At 69.7% G+C, this 26,598-nt stretch carries 17 protein-coding genes; 14 read left to right on the top strand and 3 right to left on the bottom strand.

Annotated elements, in window-relative coordinates:
- Nucleotides 1-199 precede the first annotated feature (199 nt).
- Nucleotides 200-3,913, top strand: a complete 3,714-nt coding sequence (gene pglX, locus ACWZEH_RS21150) for a BREX-2 system adenine-specific DNA-methyltransferase PglX (RefSeq protein ID WP_456192682.1) — start codon at nucleotides 200-202, stop codon at nucleotides 3,911-3,913.
- 72 nt (nucleotides 3,914-3,985) lie between these two features.
- On the opposite strand, the gene ACWZEH_RS21145 is transcribed toward pglX, so the two are convergent.
- The 3 genes from ACWZEH_RS21145 to ACWZEH_RS21135 form a co-directional block, all read right to left on the bottom strand.
- A complete protein-coding gene (locus tag ACWZEH_RS21145) occupies nucleotides 3,986-4,192 on the bottom strand; it encodes a DUF397 domain-containing protein (RefSeq protein ID WP_456192681.1) in 207 nt (68 codons plus the stop codon).
- Nucleotides 4,189-5,031: a helix-turn-helix domain-containing protein gene (locus ACWZEH_RS21140; RefSeq protein WP_456192680.1), complete on the bottom strand. Its 843-nt coding sequence runs from the start codon at nucleotides 5,029-5,031 to the stop codon at nucleotides 4,189-4,191. The genes ACWZEH_RS21145 and ACWZEH_RS21140 overlap by 4 nt, the downstream gene beginning before the upstream one ends.
- A gap of 390 nt (nucleotides 5,032-5,421) precedes the next feature.
- Nucleotides 5,422-6,066, bottom strand: a complete 645-nt coding sequence (locus ACWZEH_RS21135) for a hypothetical protein (protein WP_456192679.1) — start codon at nucleotides 6,064-6,066, stop codon at nucleotides 5,422-5,424.
- 351 nt (nucleotides 6,067-6,417) lie between these two features.
- Here ACWZEH_RS21135 and ACWZEH_RS21130 point away from each other — a divergent pair, with 351 nt between their 5' ends.
- The 13 genes from ACWZEH_RS21130 to ACWZEH_RS21070 all read left to right on the top strand — a co-directional run bounded on the left by ACWZEH_RS21130 (nucleotide 6,418) and on the right by ACWZEH_RS21070 (nucleotide 26,586).
- Nucleotides 6,418-7,527, top strand: a complete 1,110-nt coding sequence (locus ACWZEH_RS21130; RefSeq protein ID WP_456192678.1) for a hypothetical protein — start codon at nucleotides 6,418-6,420, stop codon at nucleotides 7,525-7,527.
- Between the two features lie 106 nt (nucleotides 7,528-7,633).
- The gene (locus tag ACWZEH_RS21125) at nucleotides 7,634-8,005 is read left to right on the top strand and encodes a DUF6281 family protein (protein WP_456192677.1); all 372 of its coding nucleotides are present in this window, start codon (nucleotides 7,634-7,636) and stop codon (nucleotides 8,003-8,005) included.
- Nucleotides 8,006-8,451: 446 nt separating this feature from the next.
- Nucleotides 8,452-10,089 carry a hypothetical protein gene (locus ACWZEH_RS21120; protein ID WP_456192676.1) on the top strand — a complete coding sequence of 546 codons (1,638 nt, stop codon included), beginning with the start codon at nucleotides 8,452-8,454 and terminating at the stop codon, nucleotides 10,087-10,089.
- A 130-nt stretch (nucleotides 10,090-10,219) separates the two neighbouring features.
- Nucleotides 10,220-10,780, top strand: a complete 561-nt coding sequence (locus tag ACWZEH_RS21115; protein WP_456192675.1) for an ATP-binding protein — start codon at nucleotides 10,220-10,222, stop codon at nucleotides 10,778-10,780.
- 486 nt (nucleotides 10,781-11,266) lie between these two features.
- The gene (locus ACWZEH_RS21110; RefSeq protein ID WP_456192674.1) at nucleotides 11,267-11,680 is read left to right on the top strand and encodes a hypothetical protein; all 414 of its coding nucleotides are present in this window, start codon (nucleotides 11,267-11,269) and stop codon (nucleotides 11,678-11,680) included.
- A gap of 98 nt (nucleotides 11,681-11,778) precedes the next feature.
- Nucleotides 11,779-12,342 carry a hypothetical protein gene (locus ACWZEH_RS21105; protein WP_456192673.1) on the top strand — a complete coding sequence of 188 codons (564 nt, stop codon included), beginning with the start codon at nucleotides 11,779-11,781 and terminating at the stop codon, nucleotides 12,340-12,342.
- 80 nt (nucleotides 12,343-12,422) lie between these two features.
- Complete coding sequence (locus tag ACWZEH_RS21100) at nucleotides 12,423-14,675, top strand: glycoside hydrolase domain-containing protein (protein ID WP_456192672.1); 2,253 nt, start codon at nucleotides 12,423-12,425, stop codon at nucleotides 14,673-14,675.
- A 6-nt stretch (nucleotides 14,676-14,681) separates the two neighbouring features.
- The gene (locus ACWZEH_RS21095) at nucleotides 14,682-15,200 is read left to right on the top strand and encodes a hypothetical protein (protein ID WP_456192671.1); all 519 of its coding nucleotides are present in this window, start codon (nucleotides 14,682-14,684) and stop codon (nucleotides 15,198-15,200) included.
- A gap of 10 nt (nucleotides 15,201-15,210) precedes the next feature.
- Nucleotides 15,211-15,939 carry a hypothetical protein gene (locus ACWZEH_RS21090; RefSeq protein WP_456192670.1) on the top strand — a complete coding sequence of 243 codons (729 nt, stop codon included), beginning with the start codon at nucleotides 15,211-15,213 and terminating at the stop codon, nucleotides 15,937-15,939.
- Nucleotides 15,940-16,302: 363 nt separating this feature from the next.
- Nucleotides 16,303-20,250, top strand: a complete 3,948-nt coding sequence (locus ACWZEH_RS21085) for a BREX-2 system ATPase PglY family protein (RefSeq protein WP_456192669.1) — start codon at nucleotides 16,303-16,305, stop codon at nucleotides 20,248-20,250.
- Entirely contained in the window at nucleotides 20,250-23,009 is a 2,760-nt protein-coding gene (gene pglZ / locus ACWZEH_RS21080) for a BREX-2 system phosphatase PglZ (protein WP_456192668.1), read from the top strand. The genes ACWZEH_RS21085 and pglZ overlap by 1 nt, the downstream gene beginning before the upstream one ends.
- A complete protein-coding gene (gene brxD / locus ACWZEH_RS21075; RefSeq protein ID WP_456192667.1) occupies nucleotides 23,006-24,367 on the top strand; it encodes a BREX system ATP-binding protein BrxD in 1,362 nt (453 codons plus the stop codon). The genes pglZ and brxD overlap by 4 nt, the downstream gene beginning before the upstream one ends.
- Nucleotides 24,364-26,586 (top strand): DEAD/DEAH box helicase, encoded by a 2,223-nt coding sequence (locus ACWZEH_RS21070; RefSeq protein WP_456192666.1) that lies wholly within the window; start codon nucleotides 24,364-24,366, stop codon nucleotides 26,584-26,586. Before brxD ends, ACWZEH_RS21070 begins: the two co-directional genes overlap by 4 nt.
- Nucleotides 26,587-26,598: the final 12 nt, after the last annotated feature.

Here is a 26,598-nt window from a genome sequence, read left to right as displayed (position 1 = left end):
GCACGCAGCACGCGTCGACGCTCCCCCACCGGACGTCGGCTCCGCGGCCCCACGATGACGGCCCCCCGCGCCCTCCTCGGGAGCCCCTTCGCCGGAAATCCCCCCTTGACGGGGATCGGGGCGGTTCGCGGGAGGCGGCTGGCAGGATGGGCGGTGGGCCGTGGGGGCCCGTGGGCGAGTGGTGAAGGAGTGGGCCGACGTGACGGCTACGGCTGAGGGGGCGGGGTCCGCGCTGGACCGGACGCGGCTGCTGAAGGATCTCCAGGCGCAGGCGCGGCTGCTGGAGGACGACCTCCGCAGGCGGACGGACGACGAGCCGGAGTTCCGGGACGCGCTGCGGGCCGAGTACGAGAAGGCCGTCGCGGCGGAGCGCACGGCGGCGATGTACGAGACGTGGCGGGACGACCGGGTCGTACAGATCGCGGCGGCGTGGGTGCTGGCCTGTGTGTTCGTGCGGTTCAGCGAGGACAACGGGCTGATCGCGGACCCGTGGTTCTCCGGTCCCGGTGACCGGCTCGCGGAGGCGCAGGACCGGCACGACGCGTACTTCCGGGCGAACCCGTCGAAGAACGACCGGGACTGGCTGCTGGACTCCTTCGACGCGCTGGCGAAGTCGCACCGGACGGTGGAGGGGCTGTTCGACCGCACCCACAACCCGCTGTACGAGGTGATGCCCTCCTACGAGGCGGCCACGGCTCTGCTCGCCTTCTGGCGTGAGCGGGGTGCGGACGGCGGGATCGTCCACGACTTCACCGACCCCGGGCTGGACACGCGGTTCCTCGGCGACCTGTACCAGGACCTGTCCGAGCACGCGCGGAAGACGTACGCGCTGCTGCAGACGCCGGTGTTCGTGGAGGAGTTCATCCTCGACCTGACGCTGGAACCGGCCGTGGAGGAGTTCGGCCTCACGCCGGCGTGGAAGCACCGGCCCGGTGGGTGGGACGGCGAGGTGTTCGCCGACGGTCCCGACGGTGCGGACGTCGTCCGGGGGCTGCGGTGCATCGACCCCGCGTGCGGCTCCGGGCACTTCCTCCTGGGCCTCTTCGAGCGGCTGCTGGCGAAGTGGCGGGAGGCCGAGCCCGGCACCGAGCCGTGGGTGCTGGTCCGGCGGGCCCTGGAGTCCGTCCACGGCGCCGACAAGAACCCGTTCGCGGTGGCCATCGCACGGTTCCGGCTGCTGGTGGCCGCGCTGAAGGCGTGCGGGGTGCGGGAGTTGAGTGCGGCTCCCGAGCTGCCGATCCGGGTGGCGGTGGCGGACTCGCTGCTGCACGGGCGCGGCGCGGAGACGGTCACGGAGTCCCTGGAGACCCTGTTCGCGGAGAACGAGCCGTTCTATTACCGCACGGAGGATGTGGAGGGGTACGCGCGGGAGGTGGACCTTCTCGGGCGGGGGTCGTATCACGTGGTGGTGGGGAATCCGCCGTACATCACGGTTAAGGACGCCAACGAGAACAAGAACTACAAGGCCGCGTACGACGCCTGTTATCGGCAGTACGCGTTGTCGGTGCCGTTTGCTCAGCGGATCTTTGAGTTGGGGATCAGGGCGGGGGGCGACCATCGGGATGGGGGGTTCACCGGGCAGATCACGGCCAATTCTTTTATGAAGCGGGAGTTCGGGAAGAAGCTGATTGAGGAGTTCTTCCCGAGGGTCCAACTGACGCATGTAATCGATACGTCGGGAGCATTCATTCCGGGGCATGGGACGCCTACCGTTATTTTGACGGGGCGGAATCAGGTGGCCCGGCAGGGTGAGCCAGTGCGGGCCGTGTTGGGGGTGCGGGGGGAGCCGGGCCAGCCGGAGAATCCTGCGGATGGGCTGGTGTGGCGGGCGATCGTGGGTCAGGTGGGAACGCCTGGAAGCGAGTCGGATTGGGTATCAGTGACCGACGCGCCGCGCGAACGCTTCCGAGAATTTCCATGGTCTGTCCAGGGCGGCAATGCACATGACCTCATGGGCAAGCTGAGCGTCGGCAGCAGCGGCACCGTTGCGGAGCGCGTGAAACTGATCGGGCGTACCACACACACAGGTTCCGACAGCGCGTACTTTGCTTCTCCTGGAGCCTGGTCCAGGTATGGCACCCCAAAGGGGAACACTGTCCCGCTTGTGGAAGGAACTGCTGTACGCGACTGGAACCTCTCCCTGGAAACAGAAGCGCTCTTTCCTTACGGCGCAGACTTCAAGGCCGACCTCAGTAACGAGCGAGTCCAAAAAGTTCTCTGGCCGCTGCGCGCTGGTCTCCGCGAGCGCAGGGAACCCAACGGGACGCACGAAGAAATCGGGCTGACCTGGTACGAGTGGAGCCGGTGGCACCCTGAGCGCTATTCTGTCCCGCTGGGAATCGCCATGGCGTTTGTCGCCACGCACAACCACTTCGTGCTGGACCGGGGCGGGAAGGTGTTCAAGCAGTCCGCGCCGGTGATCAAGTTGCCGGAGGGGACGAGTGAGGAGCGGCATCTGGAGTTGTTGGGGGTTTTGAATTCTTCAACTGGCTGTTTCTGGCTGAAGCAAGTCAGTCACGACAAGGGCAGCCAGTCGGGCACAGGCGGCTTCATGCACGACGAGTGGGAAAGGTTCTTCGAATTCACCGGCACTAAGCTGCAGGAATTCCCGCTTGCCAAGGAATTCCCGCTCGCCCTCGGCCGTGAACTTGACGCCCTTGCGCAGTCACTGGCCAAGCAGGAACCCTCTGTCCTCGCCCGCAACGCCGTGCCGACCCACGAAGCCTTGGACAAAGCTCACCGGGAGCAGGAGGAGACCCGCGCACGGATGATCGCGAAACAGGAGGAGTTGGACTGGACGGTCTACGGCGCGTACGGACTGCTCACCGCTGAGGAGGTTGCACGGGCCACCGATACCGATACCCCCGAAGTAGAGCTCGGGCAGCGGGCGTTCGAGATCGTGCTCGCACGGAGGGTCGCCACCGGGGAAGCAAAGACAGTGTGGTTCGAGCGGCACGGGTCCACTCCGATCACCGAGATCCCCGCCCACTGGCCGGAGGCCTACCGCAAGGTCGTCCAGGCCCGGATCGATCTCATCGAGGCCAACAAGGACATCCGTCTCGTCGAGCGCCCCGAGTACAAGCGCCGCTGGTCCACCGAGCCTTGGGAGAAGCGGGAAGCCTCTGCCCTGCGGAACTGGCTGCTCGACGCCGCTGAACGCGAGGAACTGTGGTTCGAGGAGCGGGACGGGTTCACCGTGCCCCGGCCGCTCACCGTCAACCAGCTCGCCGACGAGCTGCGCCACGACGACGACGTCCAGGCCGTGGCCACGCTGTACGCCACCGACCACCTCGGCAAGCGTGATGCCTCCCTCGCCACCGTCCTCGCCGCCGTCATCGAGGCCGAGCACGTGCCGTATCTCGCCGCGCTCCGCTACAAGGACTCCGGTCTGCGCAAGCGGGCGCAGTGGGAGCAGGTCTGGGAGCAGCAGCGCGAGGAGGACCGGACCGGGAAGCGGCTCGACATCAAGGTGCCGCCGAAGTACACCAGCGCGGACTTCACCAAGAACTCCTACTGGTCCCACCGCGGCAAGCTCGACGTGCCCAAGGAGCGCTTCATCTCCTACCCCGGCGCCTCCCTGGAGTCGGACACCTCCCTGCTCCTCGGCTGGGCCGGCTGGAACCACCGCGACCAGGCCGACGCCCTCGTGGGCCTCGTCCGCAGCCGCGTCGAGGACGGCGGCTGGGAGAAGAAGGACCCCCGGCTCGTACCGCTGCTCGCCGGACTACGCGAAGTACTGCCCTGGGTGCACCAGTGGCACGGCGAGTACGACGAGGAGTGGGAGGGCAACCCCGCCGAGGAGTTCCAGGCCGCTCTCGACTCGGGCCGCGCGGACGCGGAGTTGTCCGAGAACGACCTCGTCGCCTGGCGCCCCGAGAAGAAGACGCGCGGGCGGCAGAAGAAGAGCGAGTGACTGAGCTGCGCCCATGAGGGAGGGGCGGTCGGAAGCCACGTTCCGGCTTCCGACCGCCCCTCCCTCGTCAGATCAGTCGCGCGCTGTCATCCGTACGAACGCCGCCCACTGGTCGGCGCCGACGGTCAGAAACGCGTCGCCGGGCCGCTTGGAGTCGCGGACCAGCACGGCCGTACCGGCGTCCGCGACCTCGACGCAGTCGCCGCCATTGCCCGCGCTGTAGCTGCTCTTGAACCACCGCAGTTCGGCCGCAGCAAGCGCGGGGGTGCCTGTCTTCATAGCTCTCCCAACAGCTTCTCGATGAAGGTCAGCGACTCCTTGGGAGTCAAGGCTTGTGCCCGAAGAACACCGTACGTCGCTTCGAGCGGGCTGACCTTCTTCGGTTCCGTGTACAGGGCGCTCACGTCCTGCACTTCCATGTACGCCATCCTGCGCTGGCTTTTGGAGTGGATCAATGTGAACGGCCCGGCCAGACCGGCATGTTCATCACGCTCCACCGGCATGACCTGCATCTCGACGTTGCGTTGATGCCCGATGAGCAGAAGTTGTTCCAGTTGACCACGCCAGACCTCACGGCCACCCAAGGGGCGCCTGAGCACCTGCTCTTCAAAGACGAAGCTCAGCAGTGGGGCGGGGCGTCGGGCGAACAGCTTCTGTCGTTCCATGCGCGCTGCCACACCCTGCTCGATCGCCTCCTCGTCCAGGAGGGGCCGCCACATCTGGAAGACCGCCCGCGCGCATTCCTCTGTCTGCAGAAGGCCCTTGACCGCGTGGGTGACGTAGGCGTGAAGCTCGACAGCCTCGGCCTCCAGCTGCACGTACCGCCGGAAGAACCCCGGATACCGAGCCTTCGCCACCTCCTCCTTCATCGCCATCAGCACGCCCCGCGCCCCCACCGCACGGTCCACCGCGTCGATCAGCTCGGGCTTGGGAATCCGCCGCCCCTGCTCCACCGCCGCGATCTGCGCCTCGCCGTACCCGACCTGGCTCCCCAACTGCGCCTGCGTCAGCCCGGCCACCTCGCGCAACAGCTTCATCTGGCGCCCGAAACAGCGCAGGAACTCTCCGTTCGAGTCGGCGCCCTCGCCGCTCACACCCGCATCCGCACCCGATTCCATCGCATCGCCCCTCGGCACATCCAGCGCTCGGTCATCCGTGATCGCACGCTAGGACGCACAGGGGCCCCTCACACCGAAACCCGCACAAGTTGCGACGAACGGGTGAACGACCCTCCTGACCTCTCGGCAGGGCCCGTCCTCCGGAGCACGCCGGAGGGGTGCTCGTGGCGCAGCTTGCCCCGCAGCACCGTGTGGACACGCATGCGGGGCACTTCGCCTTCGGCTCGCAGGAGTCCGATGACGCGGACTCACCGGTCCCCTCCCCCGAGGACTTCGACCGCGGCGCCTTCCTCGGCACTCACCCCGGGCACCACCTGAGCACCGGCCGGCACGGAACACCGCCGGCCGTCTCCCCGGCCGGCGGAAACCGCCACCAGGAGCGTGGCCCTGCTACGGCTCGACGAGTTTCAGGAGGCCCAGAAGACCCCCGAAGAACGCGAGCACCACCAACACCCCTGCTATCTGGGAAGCGAGGGTGGGGGTCTCCGCACCGGCCTGCGACCGGACGTCGACGTCGATCAACGGCTGCTGGACGCAGCTCACGTCCTCTCCCGGGCCGTCCACGAGGAACGTGGCGCGGACAGCCTGCCTTCGGGAAAGGAGACTGGGAGAGATGGCGACCACTTTGGGCGATACGGAGTCAACGGCCACTGCGGGGGCGACGCCTCCCGCCGGGGAGGAGGTCACCCCGAGCACCCCCACCACGTCGGCACCGAGATCGAACTTCAAGGGTGCGTCGTTGTGGAACTGTGCGGCGGTGATGTCCCGGCGGCCGGAGTTGTACAGCTCCAGCTCGATGACCCGCGGACGGCTCACGGACGTGCCGTTGTGGGTGACCTGGAGCGATCCGGTCTGGTCGTGAGAGGCGATGAACAGCGGTGCGTTCGTACGCGTGAGGTAGCCGAGGCGTCGTTTCGGATGCGCGGCCCGCATCGTCGCGTAGGAGGCAAGGGCGCCGACTGCCACGGCGACCAGCGTCGTGATGATGAACTGCCAGAACGATCCCGACTCGTACCAGGCTTTCGCGATCAGCATGCTCGGGAGTGTAGGCGCCTCGAAGGCTCAACTCCCTTTCTGCTTCCGCGTGATGCGCGGGTGAGCCGTCAGGTCGCGCAGTCACCGAACGGGACGGCTCCCCACCCGCACCCCGACCGGGCCGGGCCGGGACGCACTCGGGCCGCACCGGACGAGAAGGCGGCCGGCTTCGACGGGAACGGCCGGACACGGCGTGAGCGCGTACGGCCGGAAGCCGAGCCCCGACCTCTTCACCCAACGCGTTCACGCGCACACGCTCCGTGCGGTACCGTCGCAACGAATCGGCCCCCGCGACGGTTGCACCCGTCCGCGAGGGCCTGGACCACCAGTGGAAGAAGTAGGTCTCCCACAGTGATTTACCGGCACCATATCGCGCCCCCGCGCGCCTTCACCCAGCTCTCCCACGAGATCATCCGGCACCCGCGTCTGACCTCCGACGCCGTCCGTCTCCTGACCTGGCAGCTCTCCCTTCCACAGGGAGCGCACGAGTCCCTGTCGCGCACCGCCGAACGCGCCCGTATCGGCGGGAGCGCCTTCACCCGGGCCAAGCGTCAGCTCAAGGACGAGGGCTTCGTGCACGAGCGGCGCGTCCAGGGGCCCGGCGGCCTCTGGACCACCCAACAACTCGTCTCCAGCACCCCGTTGAACGCGGCCGAGGCCGCCAAGCTCCTCGCGGGGCTGCCCGTGGGCGTCGCCGGAGGAACCACCACCGAGCGGGTGTCGCCGCAGCTCGCACCGGGTGCCCGGATTCCGGCCGTCGGTGAGCCGACCGCCCCGCTCACCGACGGTCATCCAAAGAAAGACCCAGGGGAGAACACCTCCCACCGACCCCCCGAACCCCCCAGCCCGGGGCCGGAGTCGGAGACAGAGACGGCGACGGCGACGGCAGCACCGCAGACGGACCCGCAGCCGGAGACGACGACCGCCCCGCCCCTCCTCGAAGAGGCCCGCGCCCTCGTCTCCACCTACCCCCACCTCTCCCCCGCCCTGCACCACATCCCCCGCGCCATGCACGCCGAACTGGCCGGCCTCACCGCCCGCTGGCTCGCCGCAGGGCACCCGCCCGCCGCCGTCCGCCTGCACATCCTGCGCGGCCTCCCCGACGACGGCAGCACCGTCCACCGCCCCGGCGGCCTGCTGCGCTACCTCCTGCGCGACGTACCACCCGCACCGCCCGTACCGACGGGGACGGGCTCCGCGCCGGAAGCAGCCCCACCCTCCGGAGGAACCTCACCCGAGCAGCTCCCCGGACCCCGCCTGTCCCGCCGCCTGGCGGGCGCCCGCGAGTGCGCGGGCGAGCACATCCAGCCCACCCTCTTCAGGCCGACCGGCAACGAAACCCTGTGCCGGGACTGCACACCCGCTCCGTACCGCCGAGGTGAACCGCTCCCCCCGGGCCGGGAACAGGGCATCGGCTCGCCGCTCGAACGAACAGGGCCTCCGCTCCGTCGGTACTCATGAGGCCGAACGCGGCTTCGGCCCGGGACACGTCGGCAGGCGACACGTCCTGGCCCTCCGCAGCATCTCCCAGGGGGACACCATGAGCCGGTCGGGACGAATCACACGCATGCTTCTGGTGGCAGCCATGGTGATGCCGGCTGTGGCCTGCACATCGGAAAGCAGCAGCGACGGAGGCGAACGGGCGGCGTCCTGCGCCTACCAGGTCCTCTACCAGGACCGCACGTACCGGGACGTCGCGAACGTGGAGTTCACGGCGGGCGAGAAGCTCGGCCCCGCCACCGTCCCGCCGTGCGACGACACCGGTGGCGGGGATGACGCCGAACAGGTCAAGGAGACAACGACCGCCTACAAGGTGAACGGCATCTCTCCCGAGGCGGCCGTCGCCGTCGGAGACAGCCCCGACGACACCACGCTCGTGGCCGCCTACTCGGGCAACGAGCTTCCCTCGGAGATACAGAAACTGATCGACGAGCCCTGACAACAACCCCGACACCGTTGCCCACCGCCCTCACAGGGCCGTGCCGTGGAGGACGTCGTACCTGGTAAACGGGGTCGGGGACCATGGGGAGCGAGAGCAAGCGACGCCGCACCTCACGGTGCGTCCGTCCCGGAGCCCGGACCGCCGGCCGGCAACGGGATGCGCCCGCGACCCGCCCGACGGGGTGCGTCCGCCGCCTCCGCCGGGCTCGTGGTCCTTCCGGCGTAGTGCGCGGTCTGCTTCACCAGCAGGGCTGCCCTGGTCAAGCGTTGTCCTCCTACACCACGGCGAAGAACACGCACGGCCGGCCTGAGGGATCGACACGGAGGCAAGAAGAAAGGGGCAGCGGCCGTTGACCGGCGGGTGCCCCTTTAAGTCTGTGACCACGGTAGCACGAGTCTGCTCAACATGCGGTGGCTGATCTCGTGCTCCGCTAGGGTGCTGCGATGGTTACGGCCTCCGCTTCGGACCCTTATGCCCGGCATGTACTCGCCCGGATGGCGGACTTCTTCACTGACGAAGGCACGCCGTGGGCACGCCGCCTCTGGGACATGGGTTCCGTGCTGGCCCTGGAAGAACTCTGGGAGGCCGGCTACTGGCAGGCCCACGGGGTGTTGTCACCAGCCGCGTGTGACTGGCAACGCATCCAGCTCGGAGCTCTGATCGGCCCTGACCGGGGCCTCGGAGACAAGGAGCTCCGCAAGGAACTCACCGGTCTCTTGAAGCATCCGCTGCCGGATCCCAGCCCCGCCCGTCGGCGCCTCAAGGAGATCATCGGTCACGTCCGTGCCGGTTACCTGGAGCGGTGGGCGGCAGCGGTCAGTGCTCCCGTCGAGCAGCGTGTCAAACCGGAAAGGTTTTCCCGGACGGTGGCCTCTCACCTCCTCGACCTGGGCTACAGCGCCAGCTATCTGAAATCCTGGGCGAAGGGCTTGTACGACGCGCATGCCACCACGGCGGACACGGCGGCCGCAGCGGCTGAGCCGGCCCGTACGCAAGCTCGTCCGTACGACGTACTGGTGGCGTTGGAAAAGGTGCCCCGGCGAGAGCTCGCCGAACCGCTGGAGCACTGGTACGACAAGGGCAAGGTCGTGGCCTGGCTGCGGGAGCACGGTCACGACACCGCAGGCATCCGGCCTGGCGGCGGGTTCGTCTACCGGTTCACAGCTCTCGACCCCTTCGGGGCTGCCGAGCAGGCTCGGCAGATGCTGGAGCGGATGACCGCCCGTTCCCAGTTCCTGCGCCGCGACCGGGGCGGTGTGACACCCCTCCCACACATCTGGGTCGCTGGACACCCGCGCCCCATCGCACTCGATCCCCCAGCACGCGGTGCCGATGTTCTGACCCTGGTCAACGAGGGCCACCTGTACAAGGTCGCAGGTGCCCGCAGCCGGACCGACGACGCCCTGGAGCTCGCGGCCGCAGTCAACCGTGGTCCGTTGGCTCCGGCTGTGGCAGGCGCCTGGGCCGCCATCGAGTCACTGCTGTCGAATCCTGACGACCCCAAGGGGGAGGGTGAGCGATCCGGTAAGGCAGTGGCAGCCGACCGTATGGCGGCCATCATCGCCTGCTCCTGGCCCCGGGCCGAACTCACCGCTCTCGCGCACCGGCACAAGCCCCGCACGTCGGACGATCTCGCCCGTGCCATCTCGGCATGCACCACGAATCAGGAGCGAGCCCGCCTGGTCGCAGAGGCCCTTCTTGCGCGCGGGGCCGAGGCGCTGGATTTCACCGGCGCCTCCACAAAGTACTCCGACCGTCCCGCCGCGCAACGCATGGCCGATCTGGTGCAGAATCCGCGCCCGGTCCTGGCTGATGTCGCCAGCGCCTTCCGGATCGCGCTCCGGCGCCTGTACCGGACCCGGAACATCATCCTGCACGGCGGTGCCACCCAGGGCGTGGCACTGGAAGCCTCACTGCGTACTGCCGCCCCTCTGGTCGGCGCGGGCCTGGACCGGATCATCCACGCCAACTACGCCGAAGGGCTCGATCCGCTCAACCTGGCCGCTCGCGCCGACGTCGCCCTCACCCTCGTCAACGGCGAGACCGGACTCTCCGTCGTGGACCTCCTGGAGCCCGCTTGACCGGACGGCTCTCAGAGCGACGAGCGGCGGCCCCGACAAGCCCGACAGCGTCCCCCGCCACCCCCACAGGACCCCGCCGTGGGGGCGTCGGACCTGGTGAACGGGCTGCCGCCACGGGATCTTCGGAGGCATGACGAGTTCCCCCCAGCGGCAGCGGCCGGCCGCTGCCGCCCTCCCCTTCGCCGAGCAGAGGGCCCTCACCCTCCGCTTCTCCCCCACCCCCCGCGGCGCCCGGCTCGCCCGGCGCCTCGCCTCCCAGCAGACGGACGCCTGGGGCTGGGCCTACGGCAGCCCGGTGCACGACACCGTCGAGCTGGTCGTCGCCGAGCTGGCCGCCAACGCCGTCACCCACGGCCGGGTCCCCGGCCGGGACGCCGAGCTGCGGCTCAGCAGGAGCGCGGACGGGGCACGGGTGCGCGTGGAGGTGAGCGACGTACGCGGTGAGCGGCTGCCCGTCCCGGCGCCGGACGACGGGCCGCTCGCGGAGGGCGGCCGGGGCCTCACCCTCGTCGCGGCGCTGGCCGAGGAGTGGGGCGTCGCCGAGCGTCCGAAAGGCCCGGGCAAGACCGTATGGGCGGTCGTTTCCTGCGCCTGTTCACAGCCGGCAGGCCCGACCAGCGGTGCGTCTCCTCGGCGCACTCCGCCCGAGCGTCCCGGCCGAGACGTCGTCAGGACGAACCCAACGCCGTGAAGGACCGGTCGGGCCCCTCCTCCCTGGTCGGCCAGGGAGCAGGGGCCCCTCAGCCGACCGGTGATCCACCACCCCACACTCGTCAAGCATCGAATTGATCAAGCCATCCTTTCTCACGGATCTTGCACAACTTGTTCACGCAAGGTCATGGTGTTGGCCACGGGGAGATCATGGCCTCCTCGCCCGAGGAACGACCGAAAGGATCGGCACCGCGGGAAAACCGCCGCCATGCCCACGCGTGTGCTGCACATGCCGCACGTACGAATCGACGTCCACTCCGACTACGAGGACGCCTGCACCGGGGCGGCAGCCGAAAACTCGACAAAGCACTCCCTTCATCAACGCCAAAGAAGACGAACGCCAGCCGGCTCACGCCACGGGAAGTCTCAGCGCAGGGAACAACCCGAACCAAAAGCAGCTCATGCGTTGCAAAACCGACCATTGAACCGCCGGCCCGTCAATCACATAAGGCAGCGAGAGGAAAAAGTGAAGTCGATCACCAAGGCCCCGGTCCCGACCAAAAGGAAAGCCGCGCGCACACTCATGCGCTCACTCGTCATCCCCCTGGCCTTCAGCATCGGCCTGGTCACTTCTGGGGCAGCTTTCGCAGGCTCGGATTGCTTCGCCTACGGGAACGGCGCCACAGCCATATTCAGGGCAGAGGGCGAGCACCTGCTCATAACGGACGAAAGGGCGGACGGGCGCTCAGCCGTTGCTCAGATCAACTATGGTGACGGCCTCTACACGTACTGGAACCCCAACGGCCAGGGCACCACCCGCGATGTCAATCTGGATATAGCAGAAGGCGTGCGCGTGGACGTAAGAGCCTGCACGGGTGAATACAATGGGTATTTGATATACGCGGAGAGCTGCAGCCTGTACAAGGTTGGCATAGCCTGATCTTCAACGAAGCAGGGGAGAGTGCGAGGCCGCAGGACCGCCTCGCACTCTCCCCTGCCTCGCCAAGGAGTCATTTCGTGAATTCTTTGTTTCGTTCCATGATTACAGCAGCAACTATAGTCGTGAGCGTCACCGCCATGTCCGGTTGCGATGAATCAAATAATCCCTCCGGTGCAGCCAAACCCTCAAAAACTGCGGGAATTCAGCCCGAATACGGACTTGAGGGTGCCATAGCCAAAGCAGTGGACGCGGGTAAGGGATACAGCGTCAGCGATGCCACCGATCTTGATCGTGATGCACACAGGAGTGCACCGACCTGGTGGAAGATCTGCTTCCAGAAGAAGGGTAAAGCCCCCAGCTCCGTAGACTTCGGGGTAGTTCTCAACTCTGAACGCTGCCCGGACAAGTGGGGAGACCACGTAGCCGTCCCTGAAACACCCAATCTCGTGGGGCAACAGTTCAAAGACGCCGAGAAGAAGATCCTGGGCATGGGATATCCGGCCCCCGACATGAGGGTCTACTACGGCGGCGAAGCGGTGACCGAGAGCTTTGACCTTGATTCGGTTCGCGGCCAGGTGTGCGCGCAGTCTCCTCAGGCGGGGGACCCGTTCGACAATCCTGAGAATGTGAAGCTGCACGTCGCCGAGGGAAAATGCCCCTGATATTGAGGCGGTAAAGGCCTGGACGGATCAATCGAATCGTTCCATCCCAAAAGCACGCCACAATCCAGGAAAGAGGCCCCATGGCCGACGAGATGGTCCTCAGAGCCCAGAAGTTTGTAAATAAGACGTATGGCAGCCGCATAGGCATGACGGTCACGGAGGACGGGCGTACCGGCTGGAACACGATGTTCGCCCTGACCCGCGCCCTCCAGTATGAACTCGGTATCAGTTCGCTGTCCAACAGCTTCGGCCCCACGACACTGTCCGTGCTCAATTCAAAGCACCCGAAGATCAATGCTTCCACCGTGCCATCGGCCGACTTCTGCAGGATCATCCAGTCCGGACTGTACTGCAAGGGCTATGACGGTGATGGAATCGACGGCCTGTACAGCGACCGCGTCGCATCGGCCATAGCCTCCCTCAAGGCCGACATGGGCGTCAGTGGCGCCTACCCTGGAAACAGCCTCGAACCCAAGGTGTTCAAGGGCCTGCTGAACATGGACGCCTACGTCACCGTCGAAAATGGCTCCACCACCATCCACGAAATCCAGCAGTGGCTGAACGGCCGCTACGTACATCGGAGCGACTTCTACGTCATACCCTGCGACGGCCACCATTCCCGCGACGTCGCCAAGTCCCTGCTCTTTGCCATCCAGTACGAACTCGGCATGGCCGACGGCACCGCCAACGGCGTCTTCGGACCCGGGACCCAGGCCGGCCTGAGGAATCACACCCTTGCTGTCGGAGCCACCGGAACCTGGGCACTGCTGTTCACCGCCGCCATGATCCTCAACAAGCGCAGTGTGCCGTTCGGGAACTTCACCAGCACTGTGCAGAACGGCGTCCAGGTATTCCAGTCGTTCGCCAAGCTCCCGGTAACAGGAAAAGGTGATTTCCAGACCTGGGCCTCCCTTCTGGTCTCCTACGGTGACCAGACCCGGGCGGGCGAAGCCTGCGACGGTGTCACCATGGTCACCCCGGCACGGGCGCAGACGCTGAAGAACGCGGGATACAAATACGTCGGACGCTACCTCTACAACCCGTCCACCACATCGCTGCCTGAAAAGGAGATCCAGCCAGGAGAACTGGCGACCCTCAAACAGTACGGTCTGCGCTGCTTCCCGATCTACCAGACCTGGGCCCGATCGGTGGACTACTACAGTCCCGAGCAGGGCGTCATCGACTGCATGAACGCTTCGTACAAGGCTGAAGAACACGGCTTCAAACCCGGAACTCTGATCTACTTCGCAGTCGATTACGACGCCGTCGACGCAGAGGTGACCTCAGACGTCCTGCCGTATTTCCAGAGCATCAAGAACCGCATGCAACGGATGGGCGGCTCTTACCGCATCGGTATCTACGGCCCACGCAACGTCTGCTCCCGGGTTTCTCAAGCCGGTTACGCGGAAGCGAGCTTCGTCTCCGACATGTCGTCCGGGTTCTCAGGCAATCTGGGTTACACCCTGCCGGACAACTGGTCGTTCGACCAGATCGCCACCAAGACGGTCGGCTCCGGTGACGGGGAAATCGAAATCGACAACAACATCGCCTCCGGCCGGGACACCGCGCAGGGGGACTTCGATGCCCCGCCGGCCAAGAAGCAGGACATCGGCTTCGATCTCGCCACCTATGGGGACTCGCTGGCGGCGGAGGCCACCGGCTACATGCAGTCCATAGGGCGAGGGGAACAGTCCAACAACATCTACAGCCGCCTGCAATGCCTGGAAGCAGTCATACGGGTCGACGATGTGATCACGGCGACCGCGCGCAGGTACCGGATGCGCAAGGCCCTCATCCAGACCTCCGCCTTCTGGGAGTTCTGCCATTACGGCTCGGAGGACGCCCTCAAGGACGGTGGTGTCGGCTTCTACTACACCGGCACCGTTCCCGACTGGGCCGAAGACCTGCCGATCGTCGAAAAGTTCGAGGACAGCAGCACCGGGATCGGCCAGATCCAGGGCCGCATCGGAATTCTGGCCTGGAACAACTCCATCCGTTCCGGACTCACCGACGGCACCGTCCTCGACCCCACAGACGTGCGTCCCAGCCCGGATGCCGACCGCTACAAGATGTGGATCCGTCTGCTCACGGACGACGCGTTCAACGTCCGAACCGTGGCCCATGTCCACATCTGGGGCGCTGACGGAAAGATGGGCGACCTGGTGGAAGAGCCACCGATACGCCGTCCCGCACTCGACTACACACCATCCGAAATCTACGAAGTGCTGCGTCGCTACCAGGGCCCGAGCGAACCCGCCTACAGCGACGCACTGCTGCGGATGCCGCTGTACGACACCTTCGAAAAATACAATGCTCTGTCTCGCGGAAACTGATCAGACATGCCGTCGACCGACCCGTACCAGGTACACGATTTCACAGCCCTGTTCACGATTCTGATCACAGCACCACTGGTGCTGGTCGGTCTGATCGCTTACCTGGGGTCGCGTCTGGCTCCGAAGCGCCTGCGGTCCCCCGGATCGCGTACGCCCGCTGCGGTCTGCCGTGATGTCGCGGCGCTGTCCGCGGCCATCGCGCTCGCCCTGTACGGGTGGGGCTGTCTTCAGGTCGCCTTCCTGGGGCGGCAAGGCGTCGGCAACGCATGCGCGGAGGAAGCCGGTGGTGCCCGAGTGACCGCCTTCCACGGCGACTTCGTCCCCCTGCAAATCGTGTGCCGCGTAACCGGCGGCGACAGCTTCACCGTCGTCGTTCCCGACCACCTCAACACATCCGTCACCGTTTCACTGCTGCTCGCCCTGGCCTGCGGAGCCGCGAGCCTCCTGCTCCGCCTCAAGCAGCCTGTCCTGCCAACGGCACAGAAGGAAGGCCGACCTGATGGTCGAAATCGACTTGAATCGTAGACGCGCCCTCATGGCTGCCGCCGGTGTCACCACCGCAGCCGGTCTCGCCTCCGTGAGTTTCCCCGCCCCGCGGGCCGCCGCCGCCCCCATTACCGCCACGCCCCAACCGCTCACGGACGACCAGCTCAAGGAGGCACTGCGCCGCTTGGAAGCCCGGCGCGCCCGCACCCTCACCGGACGCCCGTCCGCGAACCGCTGGGAGATGCACAAGGCCGTCGACGCGGCCGGCGAAATCGTCACGCGACCCGTGCCCGGAACCGGTCTGAGCATCGTGGTGCGTGCCGGCGATGTGGAAACCGTTCTGGTACACGTGGTCCGCCGCTTCCACTACGAGGTCGACGCCCTCAACAGGCCCGGCGAACCCCTCCCGGTGGAAGGGTGGGTGAAGCCGTCGAAGGTCCGCGACAGCGAACTCCCCGAGTCCAATCAGGCATCCGGCACCGCCGTGGCCCTCCGTCCGGGCTCCTACCCTCGCGGCACTCGCGGCGGCCTCACCTCCGGCCAGGAGCTGGTCATCCGGGACATTCTCGCCGACACCGAGGGAATCGTCCGTTGGGGAGGTGACGACCGCCTTCCCTACGAGGGCCTCTTCTACCTCCAGGTGCGCCCCGGCGACGAGGATCTGGCCCGCGTCGCCACCAGAATCCGAGCCTGGAACGAGACGCCTGGTGCCGGTGCCGGCACCCTCGTCGACGCGACCCAGCCATCCCGGCGTCGGCGCGCGGATCGCTACCGGTAGCCGAACGCGGCAGCCCGTCCGCCCGTCCTGGCGTTCTTGGCCCCGCTGACCACTCCACCTGCTGGAACCCGCGGGAATCGAGGGCGCGTGACGCGGCCGTCCCTCGCGCTTCGAGAAGGCGAACGGCGAAGCGCGCGAGAACGGCCGCCGTCCAGGAACCCTCCCGCCGAGGCACCCCCTGGCGAGGCATGCGGCCGATCCCACTTTCGGGCTGGGATCCACGAACGTCTCCCTCCCTGACCTCTCCTGCCCCACCCACCTCGCCCTCCGCCCCCGATCCCGCCGCCCCGCCCCGGCCCCCTTGTGGGGCCTGGCAGGATTGGGGGGACTTGTGTGGGATGCCATGGGGAGCGGGAGCGGTATATGGCCAGGGGTGGCGACATCGTCGTACTGAGGGACGTCCTCGACATCAAGGAGGACGTCACCGCCGGGGACTTCAAGATCGAACTGTCCCAGGGGTTCCGGGGCGACCCGGCCGGGCGGGTCGAGGAGTACGTGGTGACCCCGCAGCTCCAGGAACAGTTCCGCAGCGCGCTGAAGCTGGTGCGGGGCGCGGTGCGCAAGAGGTCCTCCGAGGCCGCCTACCTGCACGGGTCCTTCGGCGCCGGTAAGAGCCACTTCCTGACCGTGCTGCACGCCGTCCTCAACGGCGAACCGGCCGCCCGCGCCAAGCCGCGGCTGCGCGAGGTCATCGCCGAGCACGACGAGTGGATGCGCGGCAAGCGGTTCCTGATGGTGCCGTACCACCTCGTCGGCGCCGCCAACCTGGACGAGGCGCTGCTCGGCGGGTACGTGCGGACCGTACGCGAGCTGCACCCGCACGCGCCGACCCCGGTCGTGTTCCGCTCCGACGCCCTGCTCGCCGACGCCCGCCGGATGCGCGAGCAGCTCGGCGACGAGGCGTTCGTCAGGCTGCTGCCCGCCGGCCCCCCGGCGGGCGGGGGGCCGGACGACGAGGACGACGACGAGCTCCAGGTGATCGGCACGGGCGGGGCCTGGACCTCCGCCGAGCTGGACGAGGCCTTCGCCGCGCCCGCCGGGGACCCGCGCCGGGAACGGCTGGAGTCCACGCTGCTCACCGGGCCCCTGCGCTCGTACGCCGAGAGCGCGCGCGGCGACGCCGCCAAGTACGTGCCGTTGGAGAACGGGCTCGCCGCGATCAGCCGGCACGCCCGGTCGCTGGAGTACGACGGCGTGGTGCTGTTCCTGGACGAGCTGGTGCTGTGGCTCCAGGCCCACATGCGGGACCGCACCTTCGTCAACAACGAGATCCAGAAACTGGTCAAACTCATCGAGTCCGGCGACGCCGACCGGCCGGTGCCGATCGTGTCGCTGATCTCCCGGCAGCGCGACCTGTCACAGCTCGTCGGGGCCGACGTGCTCGGCGCCGACGTGAAGGCGATGGAGCAGGCCCTCGAGTACCTGAACGAGCGGTTCACCACCGTCGACCTGGAGGACCGCAACCTCCCGGAGATCATCAAGGAGCGGGTGCTCAAGCCGCGGCCCGGCAAGGAGGAGGTACTGGAGAACGCCTTCGCCGGGATCGACCGGTCCAACCAGCAGGTCAAGGACATCCTGCTGGACGGCGGCGGCGCCACCCACGCCGACTGGACCGGCTTCCGCGCCGTCTACCCGCTCTCCCCCGCCCTGCTCAACGTGCTCGTCGCCCTCTCCGGCGCCCTCCAGCGCGAACGGACCGGACTCAAGCTCGTCCAGCAGCTGCTGGAGAAGAACGCCGACGCCGCCGTCGGGCAGCTCATCCCGCTCGGCGACCTGTGGGACGTCCTCGTCGACGGCACCGGAGCCGCCTTCACCGACAAACTGAAGCGCGAGTCCGAAGCCGCCGTGAAGTTCTACACCAAGGCGCGCACCCACCTCCTGGACAAGTACGGCTCCGACACGCACGCCGAGTTCCGGGCCGACGACCGGTTCGTCAAGACCCTGCTGCTGGGCGCGCTCGCCCCCGACGTGCCCGCGCTGCGGCGGCTGACCGGGGCGCGGCTCGCCGCCCTCAACCACGGCTCGGTGCGCTCGCGGACCGTACCCGCCGGTGACGTCGTCGTCCGGCGCATGCGGGACCTCCAGGCCACGTTCCCCTCCGAGGTGCGCTCCGACGGCGAAGCCGACCCCGTGTTCTCGCTGCACCTGTCCGACCTCGACATCGAGCCGCTGCTCGACGCCGTCGCCGACGAGGACAAGGCGGGCGTGCGCCGGGTGTGGCTGCGCGACCGGCTGTGGGAGGCGGCCGGAGTACGCGACGGGCAGTTCGTCGCCGAGAAGGAGATCGTCTGGCGGGGCACGCGCCGCATCGCCGAGTTCGTCTTCGGCAACGTACGGGACCGCTCCGACCTGCCCGACGAGCAGTTCACGCCCGCCACGGCCGGCCATGTGCGGTTCGTCGTCGACTACCCCTTCGACGACGGCGACCACTACCCCAGCGACGACTTCCACCGCGTCGAGGAACTGAGGAAGGACGGGGTCACCGCCCCGACCCTGGTGTGGCTCACCGACTTCTTCTCCGACCAGCGCCGGGCCCAGCTCGGCCGGCTGATGCGGATCAACTTCCTGCTGGAACGCGACCGGCTCGCCGACTACACCGGCACCTTCCCGCCCGACGACCGGACCAAGGTCAGGCGGCAGCTGGAGGTCGCCCGCGACACCCTCACCGACCAGCTCACCGGCGCCCTCGCCGAGGTGTACGGACTGGCCCGGCCGACCGACTCCAACCCCGGGCCCGAAGTGCCGGACGGGCGCCACGTGCTCTCGCTCCAGCCCGAGTTCGCGCAGCCCCGCGAGGAGGGCGGCAAGGGCTTCGAGGCGAACGTGCAGCACCTCGCCGACGGCATGTTCTCCGCCCTGCACCCCAAGCACCCCGACTTCGGGCCGGACCGCAACGGGCAGCGCAAGGCGGTGACGGCCGGTGAGCTGCGTACGGCCCTGGAGTGGATCACCCGGGCCATGGACGAGGGCGGGCGCGCCCAGAACGTCGACAGCCACCACCTGAAGACCGTCAAACGGATCGTGGAACCCCTGGAACTGGGCACGGTCCACGACGGCCCGCTCGTCATGCGGCAGGACTGGCGCACCCGCATCAACCAGGCCGCGTCCGTCCACAAGCAGCGCGGCGACCTGGCCGTCGAGGACATCCGCGGCTGGATCACCAGGGACCTCGGGTACGGCGGCCTCGACAAACTCACCGGGAACCTCCTCATCGCCGCCTACGCGCTCCTCGACGACCGGGCCTGGGCCTTCCAGGGCGGCCCGGAGCGGGAGGCGCCCGCGCTGCACGAGATCGGGCCCGGCTGGTCGCTGCGCGCACAGCCACTGCCCAGCGAGGAGGAGTACGCGGCGGCCCGCGAGCGGGCGGCCCGGCTGCTCGGTGTCTCCGCCAAGCCGAACCTGTACGCGCGCAACGTCAACCGGCTCGCCGACGACATCCGCGCCAGGGCGGAGACCTGGGAGAAGGGCGTGGCCGGGGTGCGGGCCTCACTGGACCGCCACGCCGCGCTGCTCGGCCTCGACGACCCGGACCAGGCCGCTCCGGCCGCCCAGGCCGCCGCTCCCCGTACCGCGATCCTGCGGGAGGCCGCCGCCCTGCTCGCCCGGCTGACCCGGCACGGCAGCGACGCCACCGCGCTGGTGCGCGAACTGGCCGCCGCCTCGTACACCGCGACCGAACGCGACCTCAACACCGCCATGGGCAGCGCGGGCGAGGTGCTGCGGGCCCTCGACGACGCCCCCTGGCCCGTTCTCGGCAACGTACGCGGTCTGACCGGCCGCGAGGACGGCGTGGGCGACCGGGCCCGGCGGCTCTTCGACGAGATCGCGCTGACCGCACGGGCCTCGGAGTTCGAACGGTCCCTGGTGCCGGTGCTCGCGGCGGCGGGCGAGCGGGCCAACGCGATCATCAACGCCGCGCTCCGGGTCGAGAACGTGCTTCCCACCCGGCCGGAACCCGTGCCGGGGGCGCGGGACGTGCGGGTCACCGATCCGGAGGTGGCCACGCACCACCCGGAAGCGGGGCAGGCCGAGGAGAAGGCGTCGAAAGCCCAGGCTTCTCAGCCGGCTTCCGCTGCTCAGGAGGACGACCGGGACCGCCCCCGGCGGGCGGGGCGCCGGCTCATCGCCGCCGGCGGCGCCACCCCGCTGGAAGAGCTGCTGACCGGCGAACTGGCCGGCTTCCGGGACGACATCCGCGCCTACCTCGCCGCCCACCCGGGCGCCACCGTGGAGGTCAGTTGGACGCCGGTGACGGCCGACGGCCACGACGCGTCCGACGACGGCGCCGAAGGCGTCGGGGGGGCCCGCTGATGGCGGCCCGGCCCGCCGCCGGGCGGCGAGCCGTCGAGGTGCTGCTGGAGGCCGAGCTGCCCCGCGCCGAGGGGCGCCGGCTGGTGCTGGTCGACGCGGTGTGGGCGGGTGGCGATCAGGAGCGCGAGTTCACGGTCCAGATCGACGGCGCCGTCCGCCGGGTGCACGTCACCGACCAGGACTCGCCGCTCGGCATCGCCGACGCCTGGCGGCACCACACCACCGCCGTCGACCCGGACGGCGACAGCGTCCTCGTCGTCACCGGCCAGGTCCCCGCCGACCAGCTCGGCTGGGACCTGCGCGGACACGCGGTCCGCCGCCGGCCGCTGGCCGTCGAGCGGGCCGACATCGTCAAGCAGCTGTTCGGGGCGGGCGACCTGGACACCCGCATGGTGCGCGAGAACTGGCTCCTCGACGCCCTCCTGGAGGCCGAACCGTCCGGCGGCTGGCCCCGGGCCGGCTCCGTCCTCACCCGGAACCGGGCCCTGCGCGCCCTGCTCGCCGCCCGCGTCGGCCTCGGCGACACCAGCGACGCGTCACTGGACCCGGACGCCGACACGCTCTTCGACTGGAGCCGCACACCGGCCGGACCCCGGCGGTTCGCCGAACTGCCGGAGCAGGAACGAACCGGACTGACCACCTGGCTGGAGGAGGTGACCGGCCCCGCCGCACCCACCCTGCTCGCACTCGCCGCCGACGGGCGCGGCCCCGACGCCCTGCCGCTGGGCGCGCTGGCATCGGCCGCCCTGGCCTGCCCGGCCGCCGCCGACGCCGGATTCGCCCTCGGCACGCTCTTCGGGCACGCCCTCGGCTCGTTCGACGCACTCGCCCCCTACGCATCGGCCGCCACCGGCGTCCTGACCCGGTGGATCGCCCAGGCGGAAGCGGGCGGCAGCGCCGGCACCGACGCACGGACCCGGGTCCTGGCCGTACTGGAACGCGCCGACCGGCTCGCCGACACCGCACGCCTGACCGGGCTGCTCGCCGGGGACCGGCTGCTGCCCTCCGGCTACCGGGCCCGGCTGCGCACCCTCGCCGCCACGCTCGACGGACGGCCCGGCCCCGCACAGACCGCGCTGCGCGACCTCGCCGACCACCAGCTCGCCGCCCTCCACGCGGACTCCACCGAACGCGCCCGCACCGCCGTACGCCTGCTGCGCTGGCTCGACGGCCCGCAGGACACACAGGACATGCGGGACATGCGGGAATCCGTCGGCAGGAGCGTGCGCCACCACCTGGAGTCCACCGGCTGGGTGGACCTGGCGACCGGCATCCTCGCCGAGGGCGACGCCTCACGCGACAGCGGGATCGGGGAGGCGTACCACCGGCTGATCGGCCGGGTCCGCGACCGGCGCCGACAGCTCGACGAGTCGTTCGCCGCGACCCTGGCCATCTGGACGGAGGCCGCCTCGCAGCAGGCACCGCACGGGGCACTGCTGATCGAGGACGTGCTCGCCCAGGCGGCCGCACCCCTGGCCCGCGACGGCGGCCGGCCCCTCGTGCTCGTCCTGGACGGTATGAGCGCCGACGTCGCCGTGGAACTCGCCGCCGGACTCGCCCCTCGCACCTGGACCGAGATCGTCCCCACCGCACCCGCGGGCCGCCGCCCCGGCCGCCTCGCCGCCGTCGCCATGCTGCCCACCCTCACCCGGATCAGCCGCGCCTCCCTGCTGAGCGGAGCCCCCGCCGAGGGCGGACAGGACACCGAACGCGCCGGCTTCACCGCCTTCTGGAAGAAACGGCACCGCGAAGCCGTGCTCTTCCACAAGGGCGGCTACGAAGGGACGGCCGGACACCGGCTCGCCCCCGCACTCCTCGAAGCCCTCGCCGACGAGAAACGCGTCGTCGGCGTGATCGTCAACACCATCGACGACGCCCTCGCCGACGGACGCGAGAACGGGCGCGCCCGCTGGCGCACGGCCGACATCGCCAAACTGGCCGACCTGCTCGACGCCGCCCTCGGCGCGGGCCGGCCCGTCCTGCTCGTCTCCGACCACGGGCACATCCTGGACCGCAGCCCGCGCGAGTCCGGACCCGCCGTGGCCGAGGGCGTACGGGGCGCCCGCTGGCGCACCGGTCCGGCCGGCCCCGGAGAGGTGGAACTCACCGGGCCACGGGTCCGGACCGCGGGCGGACGGATCACCGCCGCCTGGCGCGACGACCTGCGCTACACCGCCCGCCAGGCCGGATACCACGGAGGCGCCTCGCTCGCCGAAGTCACCGTGCCCGTCCTCGCGTTCGTCCCGTCCGGCAGCGAGATCCCGGCCGGCTGGACCGCCCTGCCCACGGAGGACACCGCCCCCGACTGGTGGCGCGGAGACGCCGAAGCGGTGACGCGGCAGGAACCCGCGCCGGCCCCCCGCGGCGGCAAGGGCGGCGGCAGCCGCAAGCAGCAGCCGCAGCACGAGAGCCTGTTCCCCCAGCCGGGGCAGGGCACGCCCGGTGAACGGACCGTACGCAGCAAGCCGTTCGAGACACAGCGCGAATTCGTGCGCAACGCCCCCGGCAACACGGCCGTGGCCGCCGTGCTCGACGCCCTGCTCGCGGCCGGCGGCAAGCTCTCCCCCGCCGCCGTCGCCGCCGCCGCCCAGGCCGCCACCGGCAAGTCGGAACGCAACCCCCAGCGGTTCGTCACCATGCTCGAACGGCTCCTCAACATCGACGGCTACCCCGTGCTCCAGCTGGTGGAGTCCGGACGCACCGTCCACCTCGACAGGGAACTGCTGCGCCAGCAGTTCCCGGAAGGCACCGCACCGTGAGCACCCCGGCCCCTCCCCCGCCCCCGCACGCGCCGGGCACCCCCGGCGTCAGCGCCGCACGCGCCCACGACGTCGTCGACGCCCTGCGCCGCGGCACCGTGCCGCAGCAAGGACTCGGACTGTTCGCCGTCGGCCTGGACCGGTTCGCGGACGCCCTCGACGACGACCTCGCCACCGTCGTACGCGGCGGCTCCGCCTTCCACGCGCTGCGCGGCGAGTACGGCTCCGGCAAGACGTTCTTCGCGCGCTGGCTCGCCGAACGGGCCAAGCGGCGCGGCCTGGCCGTCAGCGAGGTCCAGATCTCCGAGACGGAGACCCCGCTGCATCGCCTGGAGACCGTCTACCGGCGGCTCACGGAACGGCTGACCACATCCACCCACCAGCCGTCCGCGCTGCGCGCCGTGATCGACTCCTGGTTCTACGCGCTGGAGGAAGAAGTCCTCGACGCCGGAGACGCCGACGAGAACGACGAGGCCTCACTCGCCCGTGCCGTCGACGAACTGCTGGAACGGCGGCTCGCGGACGTGGCCCGCACCACGCCCGCCTTCTCCGCCGCACTGCGCGGCTACCGCGAGGCGGTGGCGGCCGGGGACGGGGCACGGGCCGAGGCGCTGATCGCCTGGCTCGGCGGGCAGAAGTCCGTCGCCGCCGCCGCCAAGCGGGCCGCCGGAGTGCGCGGCGACCTCGACCACTTCGCCGCGCTCGGCTTCCTCCAGGGCCTGCTGACCGTCCTGCGGGACTGCGGACACCCCGGCCTCCTCCTGGTCCTCGACGAGGTGGAGACCCTCCAGCGGGTACGCGGCGACGTACGGGAGAAGTCCCTGAACGCCCTGCGCCAGCTCCTCGACGAGATCGACGCGGGACGCTTCCCCGGCCTGTTCCTCGTCATCACCGGCACCCCCGCCTTCTACGACGGGCAGCAGGGCGTGCAGCGCCTCGCACCGCTCGCCCAGCGGCTGGCGACGGACTTCACCACCGACCCGCGCTTCGACTCCCCGCGCGCCGTCCAACTCCGCCTGACCGGCTTCGACCTGGCCTCCCTCGGACAGCTGGGCCGCAAGGTGCGCGGTGTGTACGAGGCCACGGCCCGCCACCCCGAACGGATCGCCGCACGGGCCGACGACGCCTACCTCGACGAACTGGCCCGCGCCGTCACCGGCTCGCTCGGCGGCAAGGCCGGCATCGCACCCCGGCTGTACCTGCGGAAGCTGGTCGCCGACGTCCTCGACCGGATCGACACGTTCGACGACTTCGACCCGCGCGCCCACTACACGCTCACCGTGAACGCCTCGGAACTCGACGAGGTGGAACGCAACGCGGCCGCGAGCGCCGGGGACGTGGAGCTGGAGCTGCCGTGAGCGCCGACGCGCTGGACCTGCTCGACCCGATCCTCACCCACCACATCGTCAACTCGCTCGGCTGGCGCTCCCTCAGGCCGCTCCAGGAGAAGGCGATCGAACCCCTGCTGTCCGGGCAGGACGCCGTCCTGCTGGCGCCGACCGCCGGCGGCAAGACGGAGGCCGCCGCCTTCCCCCTGCTCACCCGCGCACAACGGCACGGGTGGAAGGGCACCGGCATCCTGTACGTCACCCCGCTGAAGGCCCTCCTCAACAACCTGCACCCCCGGCTGGAGACGTACACGGGCTGGGTGGGGCGGACCGCGGAGCTGTGGCACGGCGACATCGCCTCGAACCGGCGTCGGCGCATACTGACCCAGCGCCCCGACCTCCTGCTCACCACGCCCGAGTCGCTGGAGGCCATGCTGGTCAGCACCCACGTGGACCACCGGGCGTTCTTCTCCGGGCTGCACAGCGTGGTGGTCGACGAGGTCCACGCCTTCGCGGGCGACGACCGCGGCTGGCATCTGCTCGCCGTACTGGAACGGCTCCAGAAGCTCGTCGAGCGGCCGGTGCAGCGGGTCGGGCTGTCCGCCACCGTCGGCAATCCGCGTGAACTGCTGGACTGGCTCCAGGGGTCGGGGCGGGGACGGCGGCCGGGACAGGTCATCGCGCCCGGCATCGCGCCGCCCGAGCCGGAAGCGCGGGCCGGAGTCTTTGCGGCGGACGCGGCGGACGCGGCGGGTGCAGCGGGTGCGGCGGGCACCCGTGCGTCGGGGACGAGTGCGGCAGGCACGCGTGTGCCGCCGGGCGACATCGAACTGGACTACGTCGGCTCCGTCGCCAACGCGGCCACCGTCGTCTCCGCCCTGCACAAGGGTGAGAAGCGCCTGGTCTTCTGCGAGAGCCGGCGCACCGTCGAGGAACTCGGCGAGCAGCTCCGACTGCGCGGCGTGACCACCTTCCTCTCCCACGCCTCCCTCTCCACCGACGAACGCCGCCGTGCGGAGGAGGCGTTCACCGAGGCCCGCGACTGTGTGATCGTCTCGACCAGCACCCTGGAACTCGGCATCGACGTCGGCGACCTGGACCGGGTCATCCAGCTCGGCGCACCCGTCACGGTCGCCTCGTTCCTGCAACGCCTCGGCCGCACCGGACGCCGTCCCGGCACCCGCCGCAACTGCCTCTTCCTCGCCCTGGACGACGAGGGGCTCCTGGCCGCCGCGGCCCTGCTGCTGGCCTGGTCGCGCGGCTGGGTGGAGCCGGTGATCCCACCCCCCGAGCCCCGGCACCTCGTGGCCCAGCAACTGCTCGCACTGTGCCTCCAGGAGCACCGCGTCGGGGAGAACCTGTGGCAGGAGTGGTGGGGCGGTCTCGGTGTGTTCGGTGCCGCCGCCGAACCCGTCGTACGGCACCTGGTGGAACAGGGCTACCTGGAAAGGGACTCGGGCACCCTGTTCATCGGGCCCGAGGCCGAACGCCGCTTCGGGCACCGGCACTTCATGAACCTGACGGCCTCGTTCACCGCGCCGCCCGAGTTCACCGTGCTCAGCGGGCGGACGGAGATCGGCCGTACCGACCCGGATCTGCTCACCGAGGAGACCGACGGCCCGCGCAAGCTGCTCCTGGCGGGCCGCAGCTGGCTGGTGACGTACATCGACTGGCGGCGCAGGCGCTGCTTCGTGGAACCCGTGGACGAGGGCGGGCGCGCCAAGTGGAGCGGCTTCGGGGCGCATCGCGTCCGGTCGTTCACCCTGGCCCGTGCCGTACGCGATGTGCTGCTCGGGGATGACCCGCCCGTGTCCCTGACCCGGAGGGCGGAGGCGAAGCTCGCGGCGGCCCGGGAAACGTCCCTGGACGTGGTGCGTCCCACGGGCACGGTCATCACCCGCCGGGGGGCCGACGACGTGCGCTGGTGGACCTGGGCCGGACACCGGGCGAACGCCACCCTGGCCGCCTCGCTCCCCTCCGTCGTCCTGCGGCACCGGACGGTCGACGACCGCTTCGTCCGGCTGCGCGAGGACGTGACCCCGCAGTCGTGGCGGGCGGCGGTGGAGGACGCCGGGACGGGTCTGGCCCTGCCCGAGGTGGACCCGCACGCCGTGCGCGGGCTGAAGTTCGCGGAGGCGCTGCCGGTGCGACTCGCGGAGGCCACCCTCGCCGCACGGCTGGGGGACGCCGACGGGGCGCGGGCGGCCCTGGCGGAACCGGCCCTGTTCCTGCTGAGACGGGACGGCTGACAGAACCCGGAC

Source organism: Streptomyces yamdrokensis, from assembly GCF_053890455.1.
The sequence above is the reverse complement of the archived record's forward strand: the minus strand, read 5'-3'. Positions and strand labels throughout refer to the sequence as shown.